General features: G+C 64.8%; 15 protein-coding genes. 4 read left to right on the top strand and 11 right to left on the bottom strand.

Annotated features, from left to right (window positions below):
* Nucleotides 1-24: 24 nt before the first annotated feature.
* The 3 genes from nagZ to DN824_RS04905 are packed head-to-tail and all read right to left on the bottom strand — an operon-like array spanning nucleotide 25 to nucleotide 2,325.
* Complete coding sequence (gene nagZ, locus DN824_RS04915; RefSeq protein ID WP_138407223.1) at nucleotides 25-1,023, bottom strand: beta-N-acetylhexosaminidase; 999 nt, start codon at nucleotides 1,021-1,023, stop codon at nucleotides 25-27.
* Nucleotides 1,024-1,037: 14 nt separating this feature from the next.
* A complete protein-coding gene (locus tag DN824_RS04910) occupies nucleotides 1,038-1,562 on the bottom strand; it encodes a L,D-transpeptidase (RefSeq protein WP_138407222.1) in 525 nt (174 codons plus the stop codon).
* A gap of 55 nt (nucleotides 1,563-1,617) precedes the next feature.
* Nucleotides 1,618-2,325 (bottom strand): TetR/AcrR family transcriptional regulator, encoded by a 708-nt coding sequence (locus DN824_RS04905; protein ID WP_138407221.1) that lies wholly within the window; start codon nucleotides 2,323-2,325, stop codon nucleotides 1,618-1,620.
* Between the two features lie 199 nt (nucleotides 2,326-2,524).
* On the opposite strand from DN824_RS04905, the gene lexA reads away from it, so the two are divergent.
* Together lexA and sulA are read left to right on the top strand one after the other, a co-directional pair.
* A complete protein-coding gene (gene lexA, locus DN824_RS04900) occupies nucleotides 2,525-3,133 on the top strand; it encodes a transcriptional repressor LexA (protein ID WP_138407220.1) in 609 nt (202 codons plus the stop codon).
* A 9-nt stretch (nucleotides 3,134-3,142) separates the two neighbouring features.
* On the top strand, nucleotides 3,143-3,619 hold the full coding sequence (gene sulA / locus DN824_RS04895; RefSeq protein WP_138407219.1) for an SOS-induced cell division inhibitor SulA: 477 nt from the start codon (nucleotides 3,143-3,145) through the stop codon (nucleotides 3,617-3,619).
* 40 nt (nucleotides 3,620-3,659) lie between these two features.
* On the opposite strand, the gene DN824_RS04890 is transcribed toward sulA, so the two are convergent.
* From DN824_RS04890 to fadB, 6 genes are all read right to left on the bottom strand, one after another.
* Nucleotides 3,660-3,896 (bottom strand): hypothetical protein, encoded by a 237-nt coding sequence (locus DN824_RS04890; protein ID WP_138407218.1) that lies wholly within the window; start codon nucleotides 3,894-3,896, stop codon nucleotides 3,660-3,662.
* 75 nt (nucleotides 3,897-3,971) lie between these two features.
* The gene (locus DN824_RS04885; protein WP_138407217.1) at nucleotides 3,972-4,496 is read right to left on the bottom strand and encodes a DUF6586 family protein; all 525 of its coding nucleotides are present in this window, start codon (nucleotides 4,494-4,496) and stop codon (nucleotides 3,972-3,974) included.
* Between the two features lie 111 nt (nucleotides 4,497-4,607).
* The gene (gene topA, locus DN824_RS04880; RefSeq protein WP_138407216.1) at nucleotides 4,608-7,211 is read right to left on the bottom strand and encodes a type I DNA topoisomerase; all 2,604 of its coding nucleotides are present in this window, start codon (nucleotides 7,209-7,211) and stop codon (nucleotides 4,608-4,610) included.
* Nucleotides 7,212-7,449: 238 nt separating this feature from the next.
* Nucleotides 7,450-7,677: a DUF1653 domain-containing protein gene (locus DN824_RS04875; protein WP_138407215.1), complete on the bottom strand. Its 228-nt coding sequence runs from the start codon at nucleotides 7,675-7,677 to the stop codon at nucleotides 7,450-7,452.
* A gap of 62 nt (nucleotides 7,678-7,739) precedes the next feature.
* Nucleotides 7,740-8,915: an acetyl-CoA C-acyltransferase FadA gene (gene fadA / locus DN824_RS04870; RefSeq protein ID WP_138407214.1), complete on the bottom strand. Its 1,176-nt coding sequence runs from the start codon at nucleotides 8,913-8,915 to the stop codon at nucleotides 7,740-7,742.
* A gap of 18 nt (nucleotides 8,916-8,933) precedes the next feature.
* Complete coding sequence (gene fadB / locus DN824_RS04865) at nucleotides 8,934-11,081, bottom strand: fatty acid oxidation complex subunit alpha FadB (RefSeq protein ID WP_138407213.1); 2,148 nt, start codon at nucleotides 11,079-11,081, stop codon at nucleotides 8,934-8,936.
* Between the two features lie 449 nt (nucleotides 11,082-11,530).
* Between fadB and DN824_RS04860 the strand changes: the two genes are divergently transcribed.
* Together DN824_RS04860 and DN824_RS04855 are read left to right on the top strand one after the other, a co-directional pair.
* Nucleotides 11,531-13,561: a S9 family peptidase gene (locus tag DN824_RS04860; protein ID WP_138407212.1), complete on the top strand. Its 2,031-nt coding sequence runs from the start codon at nucleotides 11,531-11,533 to the stop codon at nucleotides 13,559-13,561.
* Nucleotides 13,562-13,671: 110 nt separating this feature from the next.
* Nucleotides 13,672-14,040: a YgaP family membrane protein gene (locus tag DN824_RS04855; RefSeq protein WP_138407211.1), complete on the top strand. Its 369-nt coding sequence runs from the start codon at nucleotides 13,672-13,674 to the stop codon at nucleotides 14,038-14,040.
* A gap of 35 nt (nucleotides 14,041-14,075) precedes the next feature.
* On the opposite strand, the gene DN824_RS04850 is transcribed toward DN824_RS04855, so the two are convergent.
* Together DN824_RS04850 and DN824_RS04845 are read right to left on the bottom strand one after the other, a co-directional pair.
* Nucleotides 14,076-15,068: a succinylglutamate desuccinylase gene (locus DN824_RS04850; RefSeq protein WP_138407210.1), complete on the bottom strand. Its 993-nt coding sequence runs from the start codon at nucleotides 15,066-15,068 to the stop codon at nucleotides 14,076-14,078.
* Between the two features lie 11 nt (nucleotides 15,069-15,079).
* Nucleotides 15,080-15,361, bottom strand: a complete 282-nt coding sequence (locus DN824_RS04845; RefSeq protein ID WP_138407209.1) for a topoisomerase II — start codon at nucleotides 15,359-15,361, stop codon at nucleotides 15,080-15,082.
* Between the last annotated feature and the right edge of the window lie 30 nt (nucleotides 15,362-15,391).

Here is a 15,391-nt window from a genome sequence, read left to right as displayed (position 1 = left end):
TTGCAAAGGTCGAGGCATCAGGCCTCAGTCGATCAGGTCAGCGGCCCGTAGCGCACCGACGGCGTCGAGCCAGCGCGGGTCCTGCTTGTAGTCGAGCGAAACGCTGGAGCGACGGCGCATGCGGGCAAGCCGCGCCGAGGCTTGAACCGAGCGGCGCTGCAGGGCGACCAGGGCCAGCTCGGCGGCCGCGCGGTCGTTGCAGACCAGCCCCATGTCACAGCCGGCGTCGAGCGCGGCCTCGATCCTGCTGGCGGCATCGCCTGCCACGTGGGCACCGGCCATCGACAGGTCATCGCTGAAAATCACGCCGTCGAAACCGAGCTCGCCTCGCAGGATGTCCTGCAGCCAGCGACGCGAAAAGCCCGCCGGCTGGTCATCCACCTGCGGGTAGATGACATGGGCGGGCATCACCGCGTCCAGCTTCGAGCTCAACGCCTGGAACGGCAGCATGTCATGGTTGCGGATGGTCGCCAGGTCGCGCTCGTCGACCGGAATCGCCACATGCGAGTCGGCCTCGGCCCACCCATGCCCGGGGAAATGCTTGCCGGTGCAGGCCATGCCGGCCTCGTGCATGCCGTCGACGAAGGCGCCGATCAGCTCGATCGCCCGCCCGGGGTCGGCCTCGAACGAACGCGCGCCGATCACCGCGCTGCGCTGGTGGTCGAGGTCCAGCACCGGGGCGAAACTGATATCCAGCCCGACTGCCAGCACCTCGGTGGCCATCACCCAGCCACAGGCTCGGGCCAGCGCCGGCGCGTCGGCACAGGCCGCCAGGCCACGCATCGCCGGCAGCCGCACGAATCCCTGGCGCAGGCGCTGGACGCGCCCGCCTTCCTGGTCGACCGCGAGCAACAGGTCTGGACGCACCGCGCGAATCGAGCGGCAGAGCTGCTGGACCTGCAACGGGTCCTCGATGTTGCGGGCGAACAGGATCAGTCCACCCACCTGCGGCTGGCGCAACAGGTGACGGTCCTCGGCGGTCAGCCAGGTGCCGGCGATGTCCAGCATCAGAGAGCCTTGCATGTCTTGCTTAATCCTTATTCGAGAGGAGCCGATGCCCAGTCCGGACAGCTGTCTTCACCGATCTGCACCGTGCAGCCGACCGGAACCCGGGGGAACAGCTCGAGCAGATCGGCGTTGCGCAGGCGAATGCAGCCATGGGAAAGCGGCACGCCCATCGGCTCGCTGTCAGGCGTGCCATGCAGATAGATGTAGCGACGGAAGGTGTCGACCGTGCCGAGGCGATTGAAACCCGGCTCGCAACCGCTGAGCCAGAGAATACGGCTGAGGATCCAGTCCCGCCCGGGGTGCTGCTCATGCAGCGCGGGCGTCCAGGTTTCGCCTGTCCAGCGCCGACCGCGCAGTACCGCTCCGGCCGGCAGCCCGTCACCGATGCGGGCACGCACCACATGCCGGCCACGCGGCGTGCAACCGGAGCCGTTGCGCTCGCCCGCCCCGTTCAGGGCAGTCGACACGGGCAGCCGGCAGCGCAGCCGGCCCTGGCAAAAGCCATAGAGCTGCTGATCGGCAATGGAAACGTGGAGTAGATCGAGAAGTGCCATGGCGCAAGCTTAACAGGCGCCGCAGGCCCGGGCGAGGCAGCCGCCCTGCCGAACGTCAGGCCTTGGCCGGCATGGCCACAGCGTTGCGACGGGCACGCGGGTGGGCATCGGCGAGAGCCGCATCCTGTATCCCGCTCTCGGCCCGCATGCCGGCGGCCAGGAACGGCACCATCATGCGCATCACCTGCTCGATGGAGGTATCCACGCCGAAATCGTTGTCGGCGATGGCGCGCAGTGCCTTGATGCCCGACATGCTGAACGCGGCGGCACCGAGCATGAAATGGACGCGCCAGAACAGCTCGATCGGTGGAATGGAAGGCGCCGCCTCGTGCACCCGGTGCATGTAGCGGCGAAACACCTTGCCGTACATGTCTTCCAGGTAGCGCCGCAGGTGTCCCTGGCTCTGGCTGAAGGCCAGCCCCAGGAGCCGCATGAAGATCGACAGATCGTCGCCGCTGCGCGGCTTCACCGCCATGGTCTGCTCGACGAGGATTCCCAGCAGCTGCTCGAGCGTGTCGGGCACGTCCGATTCGGCTTCCCGCCGATCGAGTTCCTTCTCGAGACTCGCGCAGAAGGGCCCGAGAAAGCGCGAGAACACCGCCTGGATCAGCGCCTTCTTCGAACCGAAGTGATAGTTGACCGCAGCGAGATTGACGCCGGCCTTGCTGGTGATCAGGCGAAGCGAGGTCTCGGCGAAGCCTTTCTCCGCAAACAGCTGTTCCGCAGCATCCAGGATGCGTTCCACCGTTTCGGACTGCGCCATGACCCCTCCACCAGACAAACACCTGTTTGAAACTTACGTTTCAAACACCCACAAGTCAACAGACAACCTGCTGACCGTGGCTGGGATCATATCCCAAAGCCAAACGACGCAAACCCCGCGCAGCAGGGACAAACAGCAATTGCCAAGCGCAGGTCACTGTATATAATCCCAGCTACTGGATAAACGCACAGAGCCCGCCATGATCAAGCTGACGCCGCGCCAATCGGAAATCCTAGCCTTCATCAAGAACTGCCTGGAAGAGAACGGCTATCCCCCGACCCGGGCCGAGATAGCCCAGGCACTGGGCTTCAAGTCGCCCAACGCTGCCGAGGATCACCTCAAGGCACTGGCCAAGAAAGGCGCCATCGAGATGACCCCCGGCGCGTCGCGCGGCATCCGCATCCCCGGCTTCGAAGCGACCGGCGAAGAGGCCGGTCTGCCGATCATCGGACGCGTGGCGGCAGGTGCCCCGATCCTGGCGCAGCAACATGTCGAGGAATCCTGTCAGATCGATCCTACGTTTTTCCACCCGCGTGCCGATTACCTGTTGCGGGTACGCGGCATGAGCATGAAGGACGTCGGGATCTTCGACGGCGACCTGCTTGCCGTGCACACCACCCGCGAAGCCCGCAACGGCCAGATCGTCGTCGCCCGCGTCGGTGACGAGGTCACCGTCAAGCGCCTCAAGCGCGACGGCAAGAAGGTCTGGCTGCTTGCGGAGAATCCCGAATTCGCGCCGATCGAGGTCGACCTCGAACAGCAGGAACTGGTCATCGAAGGCTTGAGTGTCGGCGTGATTCGCCGCTGAGGAGAAACCATGCAGTACCAGAGCATCCCATCGCGCTCACAGCTGTCGCTATTCGAGGGCTTCCTCGCCCACCACATGGCGCCCTTCTCGGCGCTGCCACAGCTCAAGGACAGCGAACCCGAACCGGAAGGCCTCAGCGAGATGAGCCTGAGCGGCAGCAGCGCGCATTGCCGGTTGCTGCTGGCGCCGATCCTGCGGGACCTGAGCGAGGCGGCCGACAGCCGATGGCTGACGTTGATCGCCCCACCGACGGTGCTGACGCAGGAATGGCTGAAGGAAAGCGGGCTCAATCGCGAGCGGATTCTGCTGCTGCAGCCGAGCGGCACGCACAATGCGCTCGATCTGGCTTGCAAGGCTCTGGTTTCAGGCTGCAGCCATACCGTCATCAGCTGGCTCGGAAAACTCGACGGTGCCACACGGCTCAAGCTGCGCGCCGCGGCACGTAAGGGAGGCGCCCAGAGCCTCAACATCAGGCTGGGCCAGTAATCACAATCCCGTCAGCACAGGGACGTGCCGACCCACCACCTCAATGCAAGACCCGCGATACCTCTTCTTCCCGCTCCAATTCCCCTTCCGACATCCGCCCCGCCATTTGCACGCCGACATTGATCATCGCCTTGGCGACCTCAACGTGCTGCCCTTGCAGAAAGAGTTTCGCGTCGCTGGAAAAATCCAGCGTAAGCAGCGCTTCTTCGTCGTCCGCGCGGCGCAGGACGATGCGCCCGTCAGGCAGTTCGACGATTTCGAGAAAAGACGTAGGCATGAGATCACCCTCCATGAAAGGGCGCATTGTACCAGCCGAGCGCAATCGCCACAGGCTCGCCTGGCAGACGAGGCCTCAGCATTCGGTCATCGATTCGCGAAAGCGCAGGGCCAGCTGCTTGAGGTTCTGCCGCCAGGCTTCGGCCTCTTCGCGGGTCAGGCCAGGTGCTTCGGACGCTTCGTCGTCGCTGACCACCTCGATCAAGGGGGTACGCGGATCGACCTTGGCCCTGGACGGCGCTTGCGGAGGCCGGAACAGCGCCGCGTAGGCGGCCAGCAGCTGCCCGAGCCAGGTTTCCGGCTGGCTTGCCAGCTCGACCAGTTCGCCCCGCTCCGGGCTCGGATAGGCTTCCAGCGAACCGGGGGTGAGCATCGTCTCGACCTGCGGAGCGCCGGCATCGGCCGAGCGGTAATAGCCCGCGATCTCGTGACAAAGCCCGAGCAAGGCCCCGTACAGGTGGAAGACGCAGGCTTCGCGCTCGGCCTGGATCAGGCCCTGAGCATTCATCGACCCACCCTGCTCGCTCTGGCGCCAGCTTTCCAGCGACAGACCGGCAAAGTAGATCTTCTGATTGGTTCGGGTATAGAGCTCGTGGGCCATGGCGTTCTCCGCGACAGGGATCGAAACCAGCATGATCGGGCGGCGCCCGGACAGCAAGCGATGAAGGCCGAAGGCAGCCGCCGCCGGGCGGCCGCCTTCTTCAGGAAAGACTCAGCGCTTGTCCTCGACCTTCCACTTGCCGCCGTCGTAGAAGGCGCGCCAGCCGGTCGGCTTGCCCTCGACTTCGGTCTGCACGTACTGCTCCTTGGTCTTGCGGCTGAAGCGGATCACCGCGGGACGCCCCTCCGGATCCTTTTGCGGCGCCTCGAGCAGGAAGTGGTACTTCGGGTCGATCTCGTCCTTGTGCGGCAGCAGCTCGACCACCAGCGGCGCACGGGTTTCGCGGTTCTTCGGGAACTGGCTGGCGGCCAGGAACAACCCCGAGGCACCGTCGCGCAGGACGTAGGTGTCGTCGACCTTCTCGCACTTGAGCTCGGGCATCTTCACCGCGTCCATCTTCGGCGGCGCCGGCTCGCCGTTCTTCAGCAGCTTGCGGGTGTTCTTGCAATCGGCGTTGGTGCAGCCGAAGAACTTGCCGAAGCGGCCGGTCTTGAGCTGCATCTCGCTGCCGCACTTGTCGCATTCCAGACTCGGACCTTCGTAGCCCTTGATGCGGTACTGCCCTTCCTCGATCTCGTAGCCGGAGCAGTCGGGGTTGTTGCCGCAGATGTGGAGCTTGTGCTTTTCGTCGAGCAGATAGGCATCCATCGCCGTGCTGCAGATCGGGCAGCGATGCTTGCCCAGCAGAACCCGCGATTCCGATTCGCCCTCGTCATCGGCCGCGATCTCGTCACCGGGGATCAGGTTGACCGTCGACTTGCAGCGCTCCTTCGGCGGCAGGCTGTAGCCGGAGCAGCCGAGGAACACGCCGGTGGAGGCCGTGCGGATCATCATCGGGCGGCCGCAGACCTTGCAGGGAATGTCGGTGAGCGTCGGCAGATTGGCCCGCATGCCGCCCTCGCCGCTTTCGGCCGCTTCCAGCTTGCCGCGGAAATCGCCATAGAACTCGTCGAGCAGGTGCTTCCACTCACGCTCGCCCTGGGCGACGTCGTCCAGGTTCTCTTCCATGGCGGCGGTGAAGCCGTAGTCCATCAGGTTGTTGAAGCTCTCCGAGAGACGCTCGGTGACGATATCGCCCATCTTTTCCGAGTAGAACCGCCGGTTGTGCAGCGAGACGTAGCCCCGGTCCTGGATGGTCGAAATGATCGCCGCATAGGTCGAAGGCCGGCCGATGCCGCGCTTCTCCATCTCCTTGACCAGGCTGGCTTCGGAATAGCGCGCCGGCGGCTTGGTGAAATGCTGGCTCGGGTCGAGCTTGAGCAAGGTCATGGCGTCGCCCTGCTTCATCTCCGGCAGCACATCGTCCTCGCCGGACTTGCTCTGCTGCGGCATGACCCGGGTGTAACCGTCGAACTTGAGGATACGGCCCTTGGCACGCAGCTCGAAATCGGCGGCGGCCACCGTGACGCTGGTGGACAGGTATTCGGCGGGCGGCATCTGGCAGGCCACGAACTGGCGCCAGATCAGGTCGTACAGCCGCTCGGCATCGCGCTCCATGCCCGAAAGCTGGTTCGGCCGCAGGTTCACGTCAGAGGGACGGATCGCCTCGTGGGCCTCCTGCGCACCTTCCTTGCTGGAATAGAAGTTCGGCTTCTCCGGCAGGTACTGGGCCCCGAACTCGCTTTCGATGAAGCCCCTGGCCATGGTGAGGGCGTCGGCCGAGAGATTGGTCGAGTCGGTTCGCATGTAGGTAATGTAGCCGGCCTCGTAGAGACGCTGGGCCATCATCATGGTCTTCTTCACGCCGAAACCGAGGCGATTGCTCGCCGCCTGCTGCAGCGTGGAAGTGATGAACGGTGCCGAGGGACGGCTGCTGGTGGGCTTGTCCTCGCGCTTGACGACGCTGTAGCTGGCGCCCTTGAGCTTTTCCAGCGCGGCGTTGGCCTGGGCTTCGTTGAGCGGCTTGAAGGCTTCGCCATTCTGGCGGGCGACCTCGAAGCGCACCGCGGCCTTTTTCGCGGTCGCCAGATCGGCATGGACTTCCCAGTATTCCTCGGGCACGAAGGCGCGGATCTCGCGCTCCCGCTCGACCACCAGCTTCACCGCCACCGACTGCACGCGCCCGGCCGAAAGCCCACGGGCGATCTTCTGCCAGAGCAGCGGCGAGACCATGTAACCAACGACGCGGTCGAGGAAACGGCGGGCCTGCTGCGCATTGACGCGGTTGATGTCCAGGTCGCCGGGCTTGGAGAAGGCCTCCTGGATCGCCTTCTTGGTGATCTCGTTGAACACCACGCGCTTGTAGCGGCTGTCATCGCCACCGATGGACTCGCGCAGGTGCCAGGCGATGGCTTCCCCCTCGCGGTCCAAGTCGGTCGCGAGATAGATGGTGTCGGCTTCCTTGGCCAGGCGGCGCAGCTCCTCGATCACCTTTTCCTTGCCCGGCAGGATCTCGTACTTGGCCTTCCATCCCGCCTCGGGGTCGACGCCCATGCGGGCGAAGAGCTGGCGCTTGGATTTTTCCTTCGGCGACAGGGCGGCGGTTTCGGCGCTCTTGGTGCGCTTGGCCGGCTCTTTGCTGGCAGTGCCCGAGCCGCTGGTGGGAAGGTCGCGGATGTGGCCGATACTCGACTTCACCACGTACTGGTTGCCCAAATACTTGTTGATGGTCTTGGCCTTGGCCGGTGATTCCACGATGACCAGCGATTTACCCATGGAGAGGAGAGTTCCTGAATCGAGATGTGAAGGCGGTAGATGCCCGAACTGCAGTAAAGCAAACCGACGTCGGTGCGCAGCCTGAGCTGAAGCGACACGATGACGCCGGGGTGCGAGGCCCTTCCGCGGATGCCAGGGCAGGCATGGCGGATTCACGGAGCCACAAAAGCACCGCTATATATAGTGGCGACGAAGCCGAGGTCAAGCGCATGGCCTGCCGAGCGCTCCGCCCCATGCATCAGAAACGGGACGGCTCGGCCTCGATCAGGGCGAAGCGCGGAACCGTCTCGCCGTCGACTTCCACCGTCTCGGTGAACATCGACAACGGGCGAACCCAGAGACCCTGTTCGCCATACAGCGCCTGATAGAACACCAGGGCTTCCTCGGTCTCGGAGTGGCGGGCCACGGCGAACACACGGTATTCGGGGCCCTTGTAATGGCGATAGCGCCCGGGCTGTATCTGCATGTGCTGTCCTCGAAAAAGAAAAACCGGGGCACGTGGCCCCGGTTCCGGTCGACGATGCGCGATCAGACGCGCTCGAACACCGTGGTGATCCCCTGGCCGAGACCCACGCACATGGTGGACACGCCCAGAGTACCGCCGTTCTGCTTCATCACGTTCAACAGGGTGCCAGAGATGCGCGCACCGGAGCAACCGAACGGGTGACCCAGGGCGATCGCGCCGCCGTGCAGGTTGACCTTCTGGTCCATCTTGTCGAGCAGCTTGAGGTCCTTGAGCACAGGCAGCGCCTGGGCCGCGAACGCCTCGTTGAGCTCGACGAAGTCGATGTCGTCGATGGTCAGGCCGGCACGCTTGAGCGCCTTCTGGGTGGACGGCACGGGGCCGTAACCCATGATCGCCGGGTCCACGCCGGCAACGGCCATGGCACGGATCACGGCCATCGGCTGGATGCCCAGGTCCTGGGCACGCTGCGCCGACATCACGATCATGCAGGACGCGCCGTCGGTGATCTGCGAGGAGGTACCGGCAGTCACGGTGCCGCCTTTGGGATTGAATGCCGGCTTGAGCTGCGCGAGGCTTTCGAGGGTCGTCTCCGGACGAATGGTTTCGTCGTAGTCGAACATCTTCAGGAAGCCGTTCTCGTCGTAGCCCTGCATCGGGATGATCTCATCCTTGAACTTGCCTTCGACGGTGGCCTTGTGGGCCAGGCGATGGGAACGCTCGCCGAACGCATCCTGCTGCTCGCGGGAGATGCCATGCATCTTGCCCAGCATTTCGGCGGTCAGGCCCATCATGCCGGACGCCTTGGCGGCGTGCAGGGACAGCTGCGGGTTCGGGTCGACGCCGTGCATCATGCCGACGTGCCCCATGTGCTCCACGCCGCCGACGACGAAGACGTCGCCGTTGCCGGTCATGATCGCCTGCGCGGCGGTGTGCAGGGCGCTCATCGACGAACCGCACAGACGGCTCACCGTCTGACCGGCACTGGTGTGCGGGATGCGGGTCAGCAGCGAGGCCATGCGGGCGATGTTCCAGCCCTGCTCCAGGGTCTGGTTGACGCAGCCCCAGATCACGTCCTCGACCTCGGCCGGGTCGATTTTCGAATTGCGTGCCAGCAGGCTGTCGATCAGGTGCGCCGACAGGGTTTCGGCGCGAGTGTTGCGGTGCATGCCGCCCTTGGAACGGCCCATCGGGGTGCGGCCGAAGTCGACAATGACGACGTCTCTCGGATTCAGGCTCATATTCTCGTTCTCGCTCGATTAACCGTAGAAGCGCTGGCCGTTGGCGGCCATTTCACGCAGCTTGGCGGTCGGGTGGTACAGCGGGCCCAGGTCGGCGTACTTGTCGGCCAGCGCCACGAACTCGGCGACGCCGATCGAATCGATGTAGCGCAGCGCGCCCCCGCGGAAGGGAGGGAAGCCGATGCCGTAGATCAGGCCCATGTCGGCCTCGGCAGCGGTCTCGACGATGTTGTCTTCCAGGCAGCGCACGGTTTCCAGGCACAGCGGGATCATCATGAAGTTGATGATGTCCTCGTCGGTGACGTCACGCTGCTCGTAGACGATCGGGGCCAGCACGCTCTGCACGCTGTCATCAACGACCTTCTTCGGCTTGCCGCGCTTGTCGGTCTCGTAGCTGTAGAAGCCCTTGCCGTTCTTCTGGCCCAGGCGGTTGGCTTCGTAGAGCGCATCGACGGCGGTCTTGCGATCGTCCTTCATGCGGTCCGGGAAACCCTCGGCCATCACGTCGCGGCCGTGGTGGCCGGTGTCCATGCCGACCACGTCCATCAGGTAGGCCGGGCCCATGGGCCAGCCGAACTTCTCCATCACCTTGTCGATGCGCACGAAGTCGACGCCAGCGCTGACCAGGCGAGCGAAGCCGCCGAAGTACGGGAACAGCACGCGGTTGACCAGGAAGCCCGGGCAGTCGTTGACCACGACGGGGCTCTTGCCCATCTTCTTGGCGTAGGCGACGGTGGTGGCAATGGCGGTTTCGCTGGTCTTCTCGCCGCGAATCACCTCGACCAGGGGCATCATGTGCACCGGGTTGAAGAAGTGCATGCCGCAGAAGTTTTCCGGACGCTTGAGCGCCTGGGCCAGCAGGCTGATCGAGATGGTCGAGGTGTTCGAGGCGATGATCGCGTCGTCGCGCACCAGGCCTTCCACTTCAGCCAGGACCGACTGCTTGATCTTCGGGTTCTCGACCACCGCCTCGACGACGATGTCGACGTGGCCGAAGTCGCCGTAGGACATGGTCGGACGGATGGCGTTGAGCGCCTCGGCCATCTTCGCCGGGGTCAGACGCCCCTTCTCGACGCGCTTGCCGAGCAGCTTGGACGCCTCGTTCAGGCCCATCTGGATACCCTCTTCACGGATATCCTTCATCAGGATCGGCGTGCCCTTGAGCGCGGACTGGTAGGCGATGCCGCCACCCATGATGCCGGCGCCGAGCACCGCGGCGAGTTTGACCTCACGCGCCTGCTTGTCGTAGGCCTTGGCCTTCTTCTTCAGTTCCTGATCGCTCAGGAACAGGCCGACCAGGCTTTGCGCGACGGAGGTCTTGGCGAGTTTGACGAAGCCTGCGGCCTCGACTTCCAGCGCCTTGTCGCGACCGAAGCTGGCCGCCTTCTGGATGGTCTTGATCGCCTCGACCGGGGCCGGGTAGTTCGGGCCCGCCTGGCCGGCGACGAAACCCTTGGAGGTCTCGAAGGCCATCATCTGTTCGATGGGGTTGAGCTTGAGCTTCTCGAGCTTGGGCTGGCGCTTGGCCTTGAAGTCCAGCTCGCCGGAAATGGCGCGCTTGACCAGGTCCAGCGCTGCCTCGTGCAGCTTCTCGGGCGCGACGACCGCATCGACGGCGCCGACTTTCATCGCGTCTTCAGCGCGGTTTTCCTTGCCGGAGGCGATCCACTCGACCGCGTTGTCCACACCGATCAGGCGCGGCAGACGCACGGTCCCGCCGAAGCCCGGGTAGATGCCCAGCTTGACTTCCGGCAGGCCGACCTTGGCGGTAGCGGACATCACGCGGTAGTCGGCGGCCAGGCACATCTCGAAACCGCCACCCAGGGCGATGCCGTTGATGGCGGCGACGGTGGGCACGCCCAGGTCTTCGAAGTCGCTGAAGATCTTGTTGGCTTCGAGGTTGCCGGCGACCAGCTCCTCGTCGGGCATTTTGAAGTTGTCGACGAACTCGGTGATATCGGCACCGACGATGAAGACGTCCTTGCCGCTGCTGACGATCACGCCTTTGACGGAAGTGTCTGCCTTGATGGCATCCACGGCCTGACGGAGTTCGTTAAGAGTGAGGCTATTGAATTTATTGACGGACTCACCCTTGAGGTCGAAATTCAATTCGACGATGCCGCTCTCAAGAGCCTTAACCGTGATGGCTTTACCTTCGTAAATCATCAACTGATCTCCACGGTATGGAAGCTGAACGTTACGCGTCGCTCGTCGCCAGGCCATTTGGCCATCCGCCGTGACGCACGGATACGACACCCACCGACACGATAGTCGGGCATGAACCGGGCTCCTGCGCAGGCAAACACTCGATTCATACGCCCGTTTGATTTGGGTGCGCACACCTTCAGGGAAAAGCGTTGCATTGTCAATTGGCCGTCCGTAGCGGCCGCCGCCGGGCCCGTCCTCAAGGCGCCCGAATGCCGTGCGGACGCCTTCCCGAGGCGATGATGAGCGATCATTCACGGCTCGACAGCCTCGAAATCCGCCCCACTCGACTGATCGATGAACGAGCCGGGTAAACTCGGCCAACCACCGGTCTATGTCCATGAGACACATGAGCCGGATTCGATTTCAACGCCGCCGCTGCGCCTGCAGCCGCCCTGCCCGGAGTACCCATGAGCAAAGCCCCGACTGCCAGAGTAGACCAGGGAGACGATCCCTACCGTTGGCTGGAAAACCGCGACGCCGCGGACGTGATCGACTATCTCAAGGCGGAGAACGCCTATCTGGAGGAGCAACTGGCCGAACAGGCCGAGCTGCGCGAGGCGCTCTTTCATGAAATAAAAGGTCGCATTCGCGAGACCGATCTGTCGTTGCCCAGCCCCTGGGGCCCCTGGCTGTATTACCAGCGCACCACTGCCGGCGACGAATACCCGCGTCATTACCGCTGCCCGAGGCCGGTCGATGGATCGCTCGAGGTGGACGAGGCGGCCGAGCAACTGCTGCTCGACCCGAACGCGCTGGCCAACGGGGGCTTTCTGTCGCTGGGCGCCTTCAGCGTCAGCCAGGACCACAACAGGCTCGCCTACAGCCTCGATACCCAGGGCGACGAGATCTACCAGCTGTTCGTCAAGGACCTGCAGAGCGGCGAGATCACCGCCCTGCCCTTCGAACACTGCGACGGCAGCATGACCTGGGCCAACGACAGCCAGACGCTGTTCTTCGGCGAGCTGGACGAGACCCACCGTCCACATCGCATCAACCGCTATCGCCTGGGCGAAGCGAGCTCCACCGAGGTGTTCCACGACCCGGACGGCCGCTACTTCGTGCACTGCTACCGCGCCAGCTCCGACCGGCAACTGGTCATCCTCTCCCACAGCAAGACCACCAGCGAGGCCTGGGTGCTGCCGGCCGACACGCCGGAAGGCACCTGGACCTGCCTTGCCACCCGCGAGGAAGAGCACGAGTACTTCCCCGACCACGGCCTGCACGAGGGGCGCTGGAGCTGGCTGATCCGCAGTAACCAGGCAGGCATCAACTTCGCGCTCTACGCAGCCGACGAAGATCGCCCGCAACGTGAGCACTGGCAGGAGCTGGTCCCGCATGACCAGGCCGTGATGCTCGAAGACGTCAGCCTGAACGCCGAGGCCATCACCCTGACGCTGCGCGCCGAGGGGCTGCCGCTGATCGAGGTGCGCCCGCAGGGCGTCGCACCCTACCGCGTCCAGCTGCCCGATGCGGTCTACAGCCTGCACGTGCAGAACAGCCTGGAATTCACCAGCACGGCGATCCGGCTGCGCTACGAGGCGCTCAACCGCCCGGCCCAGATCCGCGAGCTGATCCTCGCCGACGGCAGCCAGCGGGTGCTCAAGGAAACCCCGGTGGAAGGCCCCTTCGAGGCGGACGCCTACGAAAGCCGACGCATCTGGGCGACCGCGCCAGACGGCACCCGGGTGCCGGTGAGCCTGGTGGCGAGGCGCGAGACCTTCGGCAAACCGGCCCCCCTCTACCTCTATGGCTACGGGGCCTACGGCCACAGCCTCGATCCCTGGTTCTCCCATGCGCGGCTGTCGCTGCTCGACCGCGGGTTCGTCTTCGCCATCGCCCACGTACGCGGCGGCGGCGACCTGGGCGAGGCCTGGTACCGCGCCGGCAAGCTCGAACACAAGCCCAACACCTTCAGCGACTTCATCGCCTGCGCCGAGACCCTGATCGCCGAGGGTTACACGCAACCTTCGCAACTGGTCGTCAGCGGCGGTAGTGCCGGCGGCCTGCTGATCGGCGCGGTCCTCAACCTGCGCCCCGAGCTGTTCGGCGCGGCCATCGCCGAGGTGCCCTTCGTCGACGTGCTCAACACCATGCTCAATCCCGACCTTCCGCTGACCGTCACCGAGTACGACGAATGGGGCGACCCGAACGACCCCGAGGTGCACGCCCGGATCAAGGCCTATGCGCCTTACGAGAACGTGCGCGCCCAGGATTATCCGGCGATCCTCGCCGTCGCCGGCTACCACGACAGCCGCGTCCAGTACTGGGAAGCGGCCAAGTGGGTCGCCCGGCTGCGGGCGTTGCGCACCAACGACGCGCTGTTGCTGCTCAAGACCGAGTTCGGCGCCGGCCACGGCGGCATGAGCGGCCGTTACCAGGCGCTCAAGGACGTGGCGCTGGAATATGCCTTCGTGCTGAAGGTGTTCTCCATGGCATGACCGGCCGGCCGTTCCCGTCAATGCCGCGGGCGGATTATCCGACCTGCGGCATGAACAGCCGGGACGCGCCAGAGTCTGTTAAAGGACAACATCTTCCCGGAGACCTGATGATGAATCGCACTCTTCCTTCCGATGGTTCCAAGACCGAGAACGTTCATGGCTGGGAGCGCACCGCCTCGGTCGTGGGCGGCCTGTATTTCCTGGGCAAGGGGTTGCGGCGCGGAGGCATCGGTGGCCTGTTGCAACTGGCCGTGGGCGGCATGGCACTGGCGCGTGGCGTGACCGGCCATTGCGAGGCCAAGCGCGTACTGTGCGAAATCAACGAGCACACGGCCATGGCGGACACTCACTCGAGCCAGATGCCGCTGGAACCCTCGGTCAACGACCAGCAACGCATGAAGCAGAATGCCCAGGCGGCCACCGGCAGCGCGACGGTGACCGGCAACGATTCGCTGAGCACGCCGCCTGCCGGCGCCTGAGTCAGGACAAGGCCGGGCGCAGTGCCCGGCTCCGTTCAGGCAGGTTCGCCCGGTACCACCACCAGTCCGGCCCGCTGGCCGATGGCGACCTGAGCCATCGGGAACAGAATGCGGGCCTCTTCCTCCTCGACCACCCAAGGGTCGCCCTCGCCGTCCTCGGCCAGCAAGGTCCCGGGCGCCAGTTGCGCGAAGTTCTCCACGTCGCTCGGCAGACACAGCCGGAACCGCTCGCTGCGCTTGATGATCTCTCGCGAGACGCTGAACACCTGGAACGACTCCGGCCCGGTCTCGGCCTCCAGCGATTGATCGAGGATCTGCGCCTGCATCGCCCGTTCGAAAGCCTGCAGGCACGCCGGCCAGCGCGCCGCGCTTTCTTCGGCAAGCTCCAGGGTGAAGGCTTCGGCGCCGTGCTCGTTGGCGGTGTAGGCACTGAAGGTGGTGGACGCCGCACGCTGCATCAGCACGCCATCCATCGACGCCGCGCGCAGACGTCCGAGCGCGCCCTCGGGCAGAGGACGTCCGTTGCGCCAGGGGCAGATGGCGAACTGGCTCAGCAGCGACGGGCGCATCGCGCTATGGAGGTCGTAGTGGCGGCGCGTCCTGCCTTCGAGCGAGAAGAAGCTCGAGGTCATGCGCTCGAGCTCCATCGCCCTCATCGCCTCGGCGCCGCCGGCCTCCACGTGGGCACCACAGAACAGCCGGTTGAGGTCGTTGCCGAGGTGACGCACCCCGCGACGAATCGCGTCGAGGTTGCCGAACAGGAACAACAGACGGGCCCGCGGACGCAGGTCGCCACGGGCGACCGCACGGATCAGCCGATCGAGCAACTCGATCGGGATGATCTCGTTCCCGTGGATACCCGCGGACAGGAGCAGGTCGACGCCACAGTCGTCGCTGGCGGGCGGCGTTACCTGAAGCACGCCATCGGACAGCCAGTGCAACTTCACGCCGCGGCTGGTGACCTGGATCTTTTCGGCCGGCTCACGACCGGCGAGGCTTAACTCGAGCAGCTTACCCAGAGAAAGCATCCAGGCCTGCCTTAGTGGTCGTGGTTACAGTCGGGACCGTGCACGTGGTCGTCCGCTTCGACCGGCTCCATCTCCAGCTGCAGGCTGACCAGGTTGGTCGCCAGCGGCCGCAGCACCAGGTTGGCGTATTCGGTATCGCCGTCCTCGACGTCCACGCCGATCATCAGCTGGCCGTTGCCGACCTGCTGGATCCACACTTCCTTGCCCTGCCACATGACGGCGAATCGGGTGCAGGAGGTTTCAAGCTGGGTACCGTCCACGTCTTCGAGGATGAGTTGAAGGCTGTCGCTCATGATGGGTTCTCTGTCAGTGGCGCGGGGCGA

Source organism: Stutzerimonas nosocomialis, assembly GCF_005876855.1.
GTDB classification, from domain to species: Bacteria; Pseudomonadota; Gammaproteobacteria; order Pseudomonadales; family Pseudomonadaceae; genus Stutzerimonas; species Stutzerimonas nosocomialis.
This window is presented reverse-complemented; position numbering and strand designations above follow the sequence as displayed.

Excerpts from the sequence above, each read along its gene's own strand:
- nagZ (WP_138407223.1), bottom strand. The coding sequence starts at position 1,023 with ATGCAAGGCTCTCTGATGCTGGACATCGCCGGCACCTGGCTGACCGCC.
- DN824_RS04910 (WP_138407222.1), bottom strand. The coding sequence starts at position 1,562 with ATGGCACTTCTCGATCTACTCCACGTTTCCATTGCCGATCAGCAGCTC.
- DN824_RS04905 (WP_138407221.1), bottom strand. The coding sequence starts at position 2,325 with ATGGCGCAGTCCGAAACGGTGGAACGCATCCTGGATGCTGCGGAACAG.
- lexA (WP_138407220.1), top strand. The coding sequence starts at position 2,525 with ATGATCAAGCTGACGCCGCGCCAATCGGAAATCCTAGCCTTCATCAAG.
- sulA (WP_138407219.1), top strand. The coding sequence starts at position 3,143 with ATGCAGTACCAGAGCATCCCATCGCGCTCACAGCTGTCGCTATTCGAG.
- DN824_RS04890 (WP_138407218.1), bottom strand. The coding sequence starts at position 3,896 with ATGCCTACGTCTTTTCTCGAAATCGTCGAACTGCCTGACGGGCGCATC.
- DN824_RS04885 (WP_138407217.1), bottom strand. The coding sequence starts at position 4,496 with ATGGCCCACGAGCTCTATACCCGAACCAATCAGAAGATCTACTTTGCC.
- topA (WP_138407216.1), bottom strand. The coding sequence starts at position 7,211 with ATGGGTAAATCGCTGGTCATCGTGGAATCACCGGCCAAGGCCAAGACC.
- DN824_RS04875 (WP_138407215.1), bottom strand. The coding sequence starts at position 7,677 with ATGCAGATACAGCCCGGGCGCTATCGCCATTACAAGGGCCCCGAATAC.
- fadA (WP_138407214.1), bottom strand. The coding sequence starts at position 8,915 with ATGAGCCTGAATCCGAGAGACGTCGTCATTGTCGACTTCGGCCGCACC.
- fadB (WP_138407213.1), bottom strand. The coding sequence starts at position 11,081 with ATGATTTACGAAGGTAAAGCCATCACGGTTAAGGCTCTTGAGAGCGGC.
- DN824_RS04860 (WP_138407212.1), top strand. The coding sequence starts at position 11,531 with ATGAGCAAAGCCCCGACTGCCAGAGTAGACCAGGGAGACGATCCCTAC.
- DN824_RS04855 (WP_138407211.1), top strand. The coding sequence starts at position 13,672 with ATGAATCGCACTCTTCCTTCCGATGGTTCCAAGACCGAGAACGTTCAT.
- DN824_RS04850 (WP_138407210.1), bottom strand. The coding sequence starts at position 15,068 with ATGCTTTCTCTGGGTAAGCTGCTCGAGTTAAGCCTCGCCGGTCGTGAG.
- DN824_RS04845 (WP_138407209.1), bottom strand. The coding sequence starts at position 15,361 with ATGAGCGACAGCCTTCAACTCATCCTCGAAGACGTGGACGGTACCCAG.